This is a genomic window from Novosphingobium mangrovi, from assembly GCF_022818885.1.
In the GTDB taxonomy this organism is placed as follows: domain Bacteria; phylum Pseudomonadota; class Alphaproteobacteria; order Sphingomonadales; family Sphingomonadaceae; genus Novosphingobium; species Novosphingobium mangrovi.
Map to the genome: position 1 here is coordinate 1 of NZ_JALHAT010000011.1, position 11,551 is coordinate 11,551.

Annotated in this window: 11 protein-coding genes; 3 read left to right on the forward strand and 8 right to left on the reverse strand. The window is 64.5% G+C overall.

All coding sequences use genetic code 11. From position 1 onward, the window contains the following. Positions 1 to 168: 168 nt before the first annotated feature. Positions 169 to 351: a DUF1674 domain-containing protein gene (locus tag MTR65_RS08565; protein WP_052322424.1), complete on the forward strand. Its 183-nt coding sequence runs from the start codon at positions 169 to 171 to the stop codon at positions 349 to 351. Between the two features lie 26 nt (positions 352 to 377). On the opposite strand, the gene MTR65_RS08570 is transcribed toward MTR65_RS08565, so the two are convergent. The 8 genes from MTR65_RS08570 to MTR65_RS08605 form a co-directional block, all read right to left on the reverse strand. Continuing rightward, positions 378 to 1,874: an efflux transporter outer membrane subunit gene (locus MTR65_RS08570; protein WP_243799153.1), complete on the reverse strand. Its 1,497-nt coding sequence runs from the start codon at positions 1,872 to 1,874 to the stop codon at positions 378 to 380. After that, the gene (locus MTR65_RS08575) at positions 1,874 to 2,776 is read right to left on the reverse strand and encodes an efflux RND transporter periplasmic adaptor subunit (protein ID WP_243799154.1); all 903 of its coding nucleotides are present in this window, start codon (positions 2,774 to 2,776) and stop codon (positions 1,874 to 1,876) included. Before MTR65_RS08575 ends, MTR65_RS08570 begins: the two co-directional genes overlap by 1 nt. Next, positions 2,773 to 2,988, reverse strand: a complete 216-nt coding sequence (locus MTR65_RS08580) for a DUF1656 domain-containing protein (protein ID WP_039392694.1) — start codon at positions 2,986 to 2,988, stop codon at positions 2,773 to 2,775. The genes MTR65_RS08575 and MTR65_RS08580 overlap by 4 nt, the downstream gene beginning before the upstream one ends. After that, positions 2,985 to 5,072 (reverse strand): FUSC family protein, encoded by a 2,088-nt coding sequence (locus MTR65_RS08585; RefSeq protein ID WP_243799155.1) that lies wholly within the window; start codon positions 5,070 to 5,072, stop codon positions 2,985 to 2,987. The genes MTR65_RS08580 and MTR65_RS08585 overlap by 4 nt, the downstream gene beginning before the upstream one ends. Further along, positions 5,069 to 5,476, reverse strand: coding sequence for a MarR family winged helix-turn-helix transcriptional regulator (locus tag MTR65_RS08590; protein ID WP_226637359.1), 408 nt, complete (start codon positions 5,474 to 5,476; stop codon positions 5,069 to 5,071). Before MTR65_RS08590 ends, MTR65_RS08585 begins: the two co-directional genes overlap by 4 nt. Positions 5,477 to 5,662: 186 nt before the next feature. Next, positions 5,663 to 6,169: a L,D-transpeptidase family protein gene (locus tag MTR65_RS08595; RefSeq protein ID WP_243799156.1), complete on the reverse strand. Its 507-nt coding sequence runs from the start codon at positions 6,167 to 6,169 to the stop codon at positions 5,663 to 5,665. A 69-nt stretch (positions 6,170 to 6,238) separates the two neighbouring features. Beyond that, positions 6,239 to 7,528 carry an adenylosuccinate synthase gene (locus MTR65_RS08600; RefSeq protein ID WP_226637363.1) on the reverse strand — a complete coding sequence of 430 codons (1,290 nt, stop codon included), beginning with the start codon at positions 7,526 to 7,528 and terminating at the stop codon, positions 6,239 to 6,241. 152 nt (positions 7,529 to 7,680) lie between these two features. Beyond that, on the reverse strand, positions 7,681 to 8,805 hold the full coding sequence (locus MTR65_RS08605; RefSeq protein WP_243799157.1) for an ATP phosphoribosyltransferase regulatory subunit: 1,125 nt from the start codon (positions 8,803 to 8,805) through the stop codon (positions 7,681 to 7,683). 948 nt (positions 8,806 to 9,753) lie between these two features. Between MTR65_RS08605 and MTR65_RS08610 the strand changes: the two genes are divergently transcribed. Beyond that, a protein-coding gene (locus MTR65_RS08610) for an IS3 family transposase (RefSeq protein WP_243799161.1) occupies positions 9,754 to 10,925 on the forward strand; the annotation gives its coding sequence in 2 pieces (ribosomal slippage) (positions 9,754 to 10,045 and positions 10,045 to 10,925; 1,173 coding nt in all). 326 nt (positions 10,926 to 11,251) lie between these two features. Then, a complete protein-coding gene (locus MTR65_RS08615; RefSeq protein ID WP_243799159.1) occupies positions 11,252 to 11,539 on the forward strand; it encodes a hypothetical protein in 288 nt (95 codons plus the stop codon). Positions 11,540 to 11,551: the final 12 nt, after the last annotated feature.

Genomic DNA, 11,551 nt, shown 5'->3' on the forward strand with positions numbered 1-11,551 from the left:
CGCACGCGCGAAAGCGCCGAGCTGGCGGCCTGGTCGAGCGTTTCGCCCCGCCGCAGCACGGCATCGATGAGATTAAGCGCGGCACGGCGCGCGGGAAGACCGGGAATATCCATCGCCGCGCCTTACAGGCGATTGCCTTTTCCCGCCAGTCGTCGCAGTAGGGGCTCCATGATCAAGCGCGCAACAACCCGTCCCGAAGGCTTCGTGAAGCCCGCACACTGGACGAACGAGCCTGCGCCCGAGCCCACGGGCGAGACCAAGACCACAGCACCTGAAGGGGAAGAGCCCGAAGGCGTCTCCCCCACGCGCTACGGCGACTGGGTGCTCAAGGGTATCGCGGTCGACTTCTGATCCCGGCCTGACCGCCCCTCGCGCGGTCAGTTTGCCTTGGAAGTTCCCGGAGCTTGGGACGCGTCTGCAGCCGCCTGCGCGGCGGCGGCCTTTTCGTCTGCGTCCCTTTGCCAGCCACCGCCCAGCGCCAGGAACACGGCGATCTGGTTGTCGACCAGGGCCGCTTCAGCCGCGGCGTGGGAAACTTCCGCACTCGCCAGTTCGCGCTGCGCGGTCAGCAGCGAGAGGAAATCCGCACGGCCAAAGCGGAACAGCTTGTTCGCCTGCGCCGCCGAAACCCCGGCACTGTCCGCAGCCTTGCCCAGTGCAGCCGCGCGTTCGCGGCCCCGGGCGTATTCATCCAGCGAAGTTTCGGCCGAGCGCAGTGCTTCCAGCACCGTCGCATCGAAACGGGCGATATCGCCGCGCACCTGCGAGTTCGCCTGGTCGATCCGGGCACGGACCTGGGATTGGTAGGGCCAGCTCCAGCTGAGCAAGGGCCCCAGGCCAAAGCTCAGCGATTCCTGCTTGGGCAGGTTCTTCGCCTGGTTGAACGCCATGATCCCACCCGCAAGGCTGATCGAGGGATAGAGGTCCGCCGTCACCACGCCGATACGCGCGGTATCGGCCGCAATCATGCGCTCGGCCTCACGAATATCGGGACGGCGGCGGATCAAGGCTGCTCCGTCACCTATCGGCAAGGGGCGTGAAAGCCGGGGTAGGCTCGCACAATTCTCGACGTCGCGCGGATAGTCGGCAGGCGCCTTTCCGAGCAGGGTCGCGAGCAGATAGAGCGCACCTTTACGCCGGGCGTAGAGTGCCGGAAGGTTCGCCCGGCTCGCATCGACAGCGGTCTGCGCCCGGCTGACATCGAAGCTGGTGCCACGCCCGCCCTTCTGGAGCCGCTTCGTGGCATCGAGTGTCTCTTCCTGCAGCCTCACCACCTTCTTCACGGTCGCGATCTGGTAGTTGCTCGCACAGACATTGGCATAAGCCCGCGCGGTAGCCGCCGCGACCGTCGTGCGCACCGTGTCACGCGCCGCCTCGCGCGCCGCGCGGTCTGCCAGGCTCGCCTCGATGCCGCGCTTGATCTTGCCGTGCAGGTCGAGCGGATAGGTAACCGAAAGACCAAAAGTTCCGGTCAGCACGCCAGGCAGGTTGGTGTTGGCCGAACGCAGCGAATAGTTGCGCTCCTGCTGAACACTACCGGCAAGCTCGGTTCCGAAACCATACTCGCCCGCCTGCTCACGCACGACGCCATCGGCGCGAAGGACGTTCTCTTCGGCCGCGCGCAGGTCGGCATTGGCGCTCAGCGCTTCCTCCACCAGCGCGTCGAGACGCGGGTCCTCGTAGAGCCGCCACCAGTGGTCGGGCAGATCGGCCTGCGCGAAGGCGGCGTCGTCACCGGCGTCGAAGGCTCCCTGCGCGGCCGGAGTGTTCGCCACGGACTGCTCGGGCGGCGTGTAGTCGGGCCCTGCGGTCGCGCAGCCGGCCAAGGCCAGCCCCAGCGCGCCAACGGCGACGTAGGAACGCAGCGTGCGCATCACTTTGCCTCCGACTTTGCGTTGGTCTTGCCGCCCTCATGCTGCTCGACCGTGACCGTCGCGGTGCGGCCCAGCACGAGGCGCACGTCCTTGGGCACGTCGATCAGCTTCACGCGCACCGGGATGCGCTGGGGCAGACGCACCCAAGCGAACGTCGCCTCGACGTCAGGCAGGAGATTGCTGGCGTTCCCGCGCGAGCTGTCCGAGATACCCGCGGCGATGCTCTCGACCCGGCCCTTGAGATCCTTTTCCTCACCCATCAGGTGGACCGTCACCGGCGCGCCGATGCGGATCATGGGGAGCTTGGTCTCCTCGAAATAGCCCTCGATACGCAGCGAATTGCGGTCGACCAGCGCCATCGCCTGGTTACCCGCGGCAAGGTAGTCCCCCGGATGCAGGTCGAGGTTGGTCACGGTGCCATCGACCGACGCCACGACCTGCGTGCGCTCCAGATTGAGCTTTGCACCATCAAGCGCGCTCTTCGCCTCGGCGAGCGCGGCCTGCGCGGTCTGAACCCGGGCGAGGTTCTGTTCGTGGGTCTCGGTGGCCACAAGGTCACCCAGCGCGCGGTCGCGGTTCGCCTCGCGGCGGGCCTGCGCCAGTGTCGCCTGTGCGCTCGCCACCCCGGCCTGCGCCTGTTCGACCGCCAGCGTATAGCGCGGCTTGTCGAGCACGAAGAGCAGGTCGCCCGCCTTCACCTTCTGGTTGTCCGTGACCTCGACCGACGTGACGAGACCGGAGATATCCGGGGTCACGCGCACGACTTCGGCCCGCACCCGCCCGTCGCGCGTCCAGGGGCTGCGCTCGTAGTGGTTCCACATCCAGATCGCGACCGCGAGGGCAATGAGGACAATGACGATGGTGGCCGCGCTGCGGCCGATCATGGCGAGTATGTTTTTCATGGGGCGAAACCGAAATGGGGAGCAAGAAAGGCCACGGCACCAAAGACGATGACGTAGAGGGCGAAGTCCACCAGCGCGCGATAGGCCACGAAACGGTAGATGCCGAAGCGGTTGAACAGCCGGATCAGGACAATCGTGCAAAGCGACGCGATGATCCCGAAGACCAGCAGAGACGGCACGTAGATGCCGTTAAGCGAGAACTCTCCGTTCATGGCTTTCCTCCGGGAGGGGTGGAGACGCCCGTGAATGGCGGAGCGTCGGCGAAAAGGGTGCGACGAAGGGTGATCAGGGGCAATGCGGCGCGGCGGCGTACGCTTTCCACGGGATTGGCCTGGAAGCGCGCAAGAGCCGCGTCGATCCGGGCCAACAGCGTGGGATCGTCAGTGGGCGGCTCCTCGGGCGTGAGCTTGCGGTAATAGCCCTGCATCCCCACCAGCACGTCCGTAAGTGGCGCGTGCTGCGTCTTGTCGATATCCAGGCGCAGGGCACGCAACTCGCCGACGGCGACACCTGCGCGCAGATCGCGCAAGATGTCGTAGTGCGGCTCCACCGGAGCCTTGCCTGCCGCCTTAAGCCGCGGTCCGAGCTGGGCCTGGCGGTCCAGCATGCGGGAGATCCAGCCCTGCAGGTTGGGGCGGGCCCATCGGTTGCTGCGCTCGGCCAGATCGTTCCAGCCCGCGCGCAAGCTGCGCTGGATGGCGTGATGAACGCCCGCTGTCTGAATGATGCGGATCATACCCGCGGCAAAGAAGATCGCCACGAACGTTGCCATCTGTGAATTGAGGAAGGTCGCGAAGGTTGCAGGCACCCCGGGCCCCAGATCCGCGCCGTATTGTTCCGAGATGATGAAGGGACTTCCCAGCCCCAACATCGTAGGCAGTGCAAATCCGGCCGTCTTCGGATTGGCGATCAGCGCGCCCAGCACCAGAAGCGCCGGCGCCAGTGCAACCGCCATCTCGGGAAAACCGTCAAGCATGGGCAAGATCGCAAAGCCGTAGGCGCCCGCGATGATGACCGAAAGAACCGTTCCCTTGAAAAAGCCGATGACCGGCGGAAGCGAGTTATCCATCGCCCCGAACAGCGCCGGAAAAACCGAGGCCAGCATCAGGAAGGTGCCCCCATCGCTCCAGCCGCTGAAGTGCCAGATCAGTGAGCCGACAACGACGGTCAGCATCGCGCCGCCCGCCGCACGCGCCGCCCCGGTGTAGTCGCGATTGAGCTGGCGCTCGCCGATATCAGCGAGAAGCGCAGGAATGCGGGGAGAGACCGGACGCGTCGAGGGCGCGACATACTGCGCCTTGAGCACCCGGCAGTTGAGGTGGGCACGAACCAGCTCGCCAAGCCGCGCGACCAGGCTCATGTGGAGCAAGGCCACCCAGTCGCTCTGGGCATCAATCGCCGGTTCCAGTTCCGAGCAGCGCACCATCAGGGCATCGCCGGTTTCCTCTATGGCTTCTAGGTCGTCATTCAGCGTGTCGATCCAACTGCGGATATCGGCCATCAGCGCCATGGTGTTCTCGGGCAGCGCCTCGTGCGCACGCAAGGTGGCAATGCGATCGGCGATGGCCGCGCCCAGCGGCATGAGGTGGGCGAGGTTGTCCTCCATCGCGCGCACCAGTTTCACGCGCGGCGCAAGTTGGGTGGTCTCGAAGGGAAGATGAACCGACTGCTGGTGCAATTCGGTGATGTCCTGGGCCAGACGGCGACGCTCGATATCGATCTTCGGATCGGGTTCGAGGTCCAGCGTGTCGCGGCTCCAGACCTCCGCGTCCTTCAGAATCGCCGCCATGCGCCCTGCCAGCGCACGCGACACCGAGCCCGGGAGGACCACGCCGTGGATCAGCGCGGAGCAGAGGATGCCGATGGCGATCTCCTGCGCGCGCAAGGTCGCAACATCGAAGATGTGCTGCGGGGCATCGACAATCGGCCACACGATAAGGCCCGCCGTGTAACCCGAGAGCACGAACATGTACGAAGTCGGCTTGCGGTCCAGCAGCGAAAGGAAAACGCAAGCCCCCAGCCAGCAGGTCATCGCGCTGACGAGCAGCACCGGACTGTGCACCAGCGGGGGCACGATGAAGATCGAAAAGCTCGCACCCACAAAGGTCCCGATCAGGCGGAACAGCGCACGCGAGACGACCGCGCCCGCAAACGGACCCGAGACGATGTAGGCGGTAAGGAACGCCCAGTAGGGGCGCTCCAGACCGATCGAGAAGGCGATGAAGGTCGCCAGCATGGAAGCGATGTAGCACTTGAGAGAGAACACCGCGGCATTGATGCCCCAGCGGTTGGTCATGTGCGTGCGCGCCGCTCATTGATACGGGCTGCGACGAGATCGAGAACCTCGACCGTGGTGGCGAGGTCCTCCTCGCTGATCCCGTCGAGCAACTCGGCGCGCAGCTCGATGAGCCGGGCATCGATCTTGCGCGCAAGGCGTGCGCCTTCGCTCGTGAGATCAAGAATCTTGGCGCGGCCATCCTCGGGATCACCTTCGCGCGAGACAAGGCCCGCCCGTTCGAGGTGTTGCAAGGTGCGCACCAGCGAGGCCTCGGTAATACCGATCTCGCGCGCCAGGTCGGACTGGCGCATGCCCCCACCCCGACGCTCGAGGTGGAGCAACGCGTACCCGGTCGAATTGGAGATCTCGAGCGAAGCCAGCACCCGATCGGCCAGCTGCCGCCAGCTGCGGGCAAGGGACATGACATGCGCTGGCAGAGCAGCGGACAGGGAATCGCGGTGAGGCATGGATGCTTAGTTAGGCTCCTAAGCTTTTTCCGCAACAGGGTGTGCTTTGCAATTTACATTGCAGCAATGCCTTTTTTTGCAACCCAAAGAAAGGGCCAAGGCGTGTCCCGCACAGCCGCGCCGACAGGACTGGAAGCACCTTTAGGGGCGGATCTCGATGGGCGTGCCATCTGGTACAGCCTCCCACAGAGCCTCGATCTCGGCATTGGAAAGCGCAATGCAGCCATCGGTCCAGTCCCCCGGCACACGCCCCTCCCCCCAACCGTTGGGCTGGCCGTGCAGCATGATCATCCCGCCCGGTGAACGCCCCCGCGCCTTCGCGTAGGCCCGGTCGGCTGCGTTGGGATAAGAGATGTGCAGCGAGAGATGGTAGCGCGAGTTGGGATTGCCCCAATCGATGACGTAGCGCCCCTCAGGGGTACGCTCATCCCCCTCGAAGCGCTTGTGGCCTTGCGGATTGTCCCCGAACTGAAGCCCCTCGATCACGTGGACGAGACGACCGCCCTCATCTGGCTCTCCTTGCCAGAGTTCCAGGGTGCGCGCGGACTTGGTGACGCGCAGGAAGTCGAGTTCCGGTAACGGCCCGGGAGCCTCCGCCGCAGCGGGAACCAGGGCCCAAAACAGAAGGATCGGGGCAAGCCAGCGCATGCCCCGATCCTATCAGGCCCTCAGCGGGCCGCCAGTCCGCACGTATGCGGAGCAAAGCACTGCGTGCGTTCAGTCCGCGAAGGGATCGCGCACGAGGATGGTATCTTCACGCTCGGGGCTGGTCGAGACCAGCGCGACCGGGGTCTCGATCAGTTCCTGCACGCGCTGGATGTACTTGATCGCCTGCGCGGGAAGGTCAGCCCACGAACGCGCGCCCGCAGTCGTGCCCTGCCAGCCGTCCATTTCCTCGTAGATCGGCTCGACCGCAGCCTGGTCGGCGGCGTGGCTCGGGAAGTAGTCCAGAACCTTGCCGTTGAGGCGATAGCCGGTGCAGATCTTGACCTTCTCGAAGCCGTCGAGGACGTCGAGCTTGGTCAGCGCGATGCCGGTCACGCCCGAGATGGCGCAGGACTGACGGGTCAGGACCGCGTCGAACCAGCCACAGCGGCGCTTGCGGCCGGTGACGGTGCCGAATTCATGGCCACGTTCGCCAAGGCGCTGGCCGGTCTCATCGTCGAGTTCGGTCGGGAACGGGCCCGAGCCCACGCGCGTGGTGTAGGCCTTGACGATGCCCAGCACGAAGCCGGTGGCCGAAGGGCCAAGACCCGAGCCGCTCGCCGCCGTGCCCGACACCGTGTTCGAGCTGGTGACGAAGGGGTAGGTGCCGTGGTCGACGTCGAGCAGAACGCCCTGCGCGCCTTCGAAGAGGACGCGGGCGCCCGCCTTCTTGACCTTGTTGAGACGGCGCCAGGTCGGCCCTGCAAACTGCAGCACGAACGGCGCGATCTCGGCCAGTTCCTTGAGCAGCGCTTCGCGGTCGATGGGCGGCTGGCCAAAGCCGGCGCGCAGCGCATCGTGGTGGGCGCAGAGGCGATCAAGCTGCGGCTCGAGCGCGTCGAGATGGGCCAGATCGCACACGCGGATCGCGCGGCGGCCGACCTTGTCCTCGTAAGCCGGGCCAATGCCGCGACCGGTGGTGCCGATCTTGCCAGCACCCGCCGCCGCTTCACGCAGACCGTCGAGTTCGCGGTGGACCGGCAGGATCAGCGGGCAGTTGTCCGCGATCGCGAAGTTGTCCGCGTTGATCTCCACGCCCTGGCCACGAAGCTTCTCGACCTCGGACTTGAGGTGCCAGGGATCGAGCACGACGCCGTTGCCGATGATCGACAGCGTGCCGGTCACGATGCCCGAAGGCAGCAGCGACAGCTTGTAGACCTGCTCGCCCACGACGAGCGTGTGCCCGGCGTTGTGGCCGCCCTGGAAACGGACAACCGCGTCGGCCCGGCTGGCCAGCCAGTCCACGATCTTGCCCTTGCCCTCATCGCCCCACTGGGCGCCGATCACCGTTACGTTTGCCAACGCTTCACGCTTTCACTGCTAATTGAAGTTCCGAGGCGCGCCCTAGGGGAAGGTGGCGCCAAGGGCAAGGTTTGGACGCCCCCATCTGCAATAGAATTGCCATGAAGGCCGCCTCGCGGGGAATTGCATTGCCCGCGAGGTCGTAATGCCCCTTAGAGCGCGACCGCCTCGCGCCCTTCCAGAACGTGCGAGCAGCCCAGTGCACGGGGATCGTCGCTGTCCGACAGCGCGGCCAGCGTGATCCAGCCCACGGCGCGCTGCTGCGCGGCCACCTGCACGTCGTAACCCAGCGGCAGGAAAAGCTTTTGCGGCTCGTCCGAGGTGGCAGCCAGCGCGCCGATCAGCGGGTCGGGATAGAGCGAGAAGCCGGTCGCGGCCTCGGGCTCCTCGCCCGCCTGGCCGAGAATCTGGTAGGTTCCGCCCCGGCCCAGGCTGCCCGAAATGCCCTCGGCATAGATCGTGAAGCCGAACCAGGACTGGTATTCAAATCCATGGCGCTCGGACGGGTCGAGCGTGAGGCGGGCCTTGCCGCCCACGCGCGCGGCAATGGCGCGCAAGCCTTCGATACGGCTGTCGAGCGCTCCGCCCGCCTCGAACGACTCCAGCTGCGCGATGGCGCTCTCGAACGGGCCGACCGCGTAGAGCAGCGGGAGATAGCCCTCGCCGCCCACGTCGACGAGCCCGCCTGCATCCTTGGCATCGAGCATCTCGCGCACCTTCTCGATCTGCGCACCGTCCAGCGGCAGCGGCCCGGCGCTCAGCGTGTCGACAAGGTCAGGCAGCGTGAAGTCGACCGAGATCCCGGTCGCCCCGGCGCTCGCCAGGGTCTCGATGGCCAGCTCCACAATCTCGGCAGCCGCCGCAACCGTGTCGGTGCCGACCAGCTCGGCGCCCAGCTGCAGACGCTCGCGCGCAGGGTCGAGGCCGTCGCCCTTGATGGTCGAGACCGGGCCCGAATAGGACAGGCGAAGCGGGCGCGGCGCGGTGGCAAGGCTGGTTGCGGCCATGCGCGCGACTTGCGCGGTGATGTCCGAGCGCAGCGCAAGAAGGCGCAGCGACGCGGGATCGACGAAACGGAACATGCGGCGCGCCTGGACACCGGCCATGCGGCTCGCCAGCGACTTCTCGAATTCGAGAAGCGGCGGCTCGACGCGCGCGTAGCCGTGGCTGGCCAGAACGTCATGGCCCACGCGGCGCACATGCTGTGCGGCACGGGCCTGCGCGGGCAGACGGTCTCCAAGCCCTTCGGGCAACAGGTCGCGGTCGGTATCCTGCATGTGAACGTTTCCAAACTCCAATGGCCGGACGGCAGATCGGGCAACCCGGCGCTTTCGAGCCGCGCGCGGGAGGTGCGCGGCCTTGTTCGGGTGCGCCTATAGGGCCAGCAAGACGGATTCAGCAAGCCGCGAGCCACCCCCGCGCACGATCTTAGCGCCTCCGCCCCGATTTGATGCCCCTATCGGCCCAAGGGTGACACCCAGGTTGACACAGTTGACACTGTCCAGGGGAACATCGTGTCACCTGTCACCCTGCGCCAGCCCGCCCCGCCATCCGGCCCCTGCAGAATTGTACCGCCACGCATCCCTTACCTTTCCGACCGCCCCGACACGGCAGAGCGAACGGAGAGAATACCCCAGGCGCCCCGGTGTAGGAAAATCCAATCTCACCGCGCGCAAGGCCAAGGCGCTGCCGGCGCCCTCTCGTGTGACTTATCCGAGAATGCGGCTGAAAAAGCGGAAAGAAATTGAATTCCGAGGGCCATCGCCCTCGGGCTCCCCAAACTGTCGAGCGCAGTCCTGCCTTTTCACCTCAATCTATGAAGGTTGGCCGTTGCATACGGCGCGGCCTATCCGAAGTGTCGTCGATGGGCCGGTAGGCGAATGTCGTCTTCGGAGTGAAAATGGCAGATAGCGGCCATCCGTTGTCATGCATTACGTCAAGGAGCCCACCAGCCTTCGCCATTTTACTTCACAACTGTCTGACAGCTTCTGTAATGGCTCGGGATCCATGATCTCAAAGAAGCCTGTCCTAGGATACGATCGCATTCCTCCGTCAGTTCGCGCCCTATTGAAAAAATTCAGGCTTTATAAATTCGCCCTTGAACGTGAGAAAACTCACATTGCCGTTGGCGATAGCCGCAGCGACCTTCTTTGGATCTCGCGAACCGTCCACAGTGATAGAGGTGGCCTGGAGAATCTGCACACGGAAATAATTGGATTTTCTGCCTGAAGGCAGCCAGGAAGGCTGCGAGACAGGAGCAAAGAAAGAGCAGACGACCCCGGCGCAACCACAGTCCAGCATTTAAGGCGAAGGTGCCGTTTGCCGCGATCAAGGGTGAGAAGACGCTGGCAGAGCTGGCGCACTACTATGATCTGCATCCCAACCAGATCACGACGTGGCGCATGCAGTTGCTCGAAGGGGCGGCGGGCGTGTTCGGCTCGGAGAAGGTGTCGGACGAACCGGCCGTCGACGTGAAGACACTTCATGCCAAGATCGGCGAGCTGACGTTGGCGAATGATTTTTTGGAAGGCGCGCTCGGCAAGGCAGGTCTGTTGTCGAGCGCAAAGCGATGATCGACCGCTCGCATACCTTGCCCGTGAAGCGGCAGGCGAAGGAACTGGGGATCAGCCGGGGCAGTGTCTATTATTTGCCGCGGCCGGTTTCGTCTGAAGATCTTGCGATCATGTGTCGCATCGACGCGCTGCATCTGGCGATTCCGTTCGCAGGCAGCCGGATGATGCGCGACTTTCTTCGTCAGGAGGATATCACGATTGGCCGCTGCCACGTCGCGAGCCTGATTAAGAAGATGGCGATCGAGGCCGTCTATCGCCGTCCCAGCACTTCCAAGCCGGCGCCAGGGCACAAGATCTACCCCTATCTTCTGCGCAAACTTCCGATCGTGAAGCCCAATCAGGTCTCGGCGACAGACATCAGCTACATTCCCATGGTCAGTGGCTTCGTCTATCTCGTCGCTATCGTTGACTGGTTCAGCCGCGAGGTCCTCAGTCACCGGATTTCGATTGCGCTGGAGGCCGACTTTTGCGTGGAAGCGCTCGAGGAAGCTCTGGCGCGCTACGGCAGGCCGGAGATCTTCAATACGGATCAGGGCAGTCAATTCACCAGCCAGGCCTTCACCGGCGTGCTGCGGCGCGAGGGCATCGCCATCAGCATGGACGGCCGCGGCGCCTGGCGCGACAATGTCGTAGTCGAGCGGCTGTGGCGCTCGGTGAAGTACGAGGAAGTCTACCTGCACGCCTACGCTTGCGTCAGCGAAGCGCGCAGTTCGATCGGCCGATACTTGGGCTTCTACAACGCCCGGAGACCTCATTCGAGCCTTGGCGGGCGTACGCCCGATCAAACCTATTTTGACAATCTGCCGCAGGCCGTGGCAGCGTGAATTGGCCGCGACTTGCGGGCGTCACTCCGGCCGGGCTACGCCCGACCTCCATGAAGCCCCGTAGGCGCCAGCTTGAACAACCAAACCGCAGACGATCCACTTATCAAACGTCAAAAGCTGTTCAGACAAACCGAGCCACTTCTCAGTTCCAAGAGAACATCCAATATGCATCGAATAGTGCGTTCGAGCAGGGGGGCTCCACAGACCTCTTGCTGCTCTATTGGTTCTCCCCTCCTACAGGGGAGGCATATGATTTTATAGGGACTACGCGGCAGACGCAGCTCGGCGGTATCTGGGCCTGACATTCGACTGGCAAAGGTAATTTGATGGACGGATACCCACCTGGCGCAGTTTGGCCAGCTGAAGATGAAGCCTCGGTGCAAATCCAGGAGGTCTACTCGCGATACGGGCAGGCAATGTACCAAGCACAAGTGCTGGAGCACGGCATGGTCAACGCGGTCATCGTTGCGCGCATGCTTCCAACCATGCACCAGCACCCGGACCGCTCATCATGGGAGGACGCATTCGATTTAGCCTATGACTTAGAATTGGCAAAAACGTTCGGCAACATGCTGCGCGCGCTAGGTCGCGTTGACAAAATGCTTCAACCATAGCCTTGCGGCGGC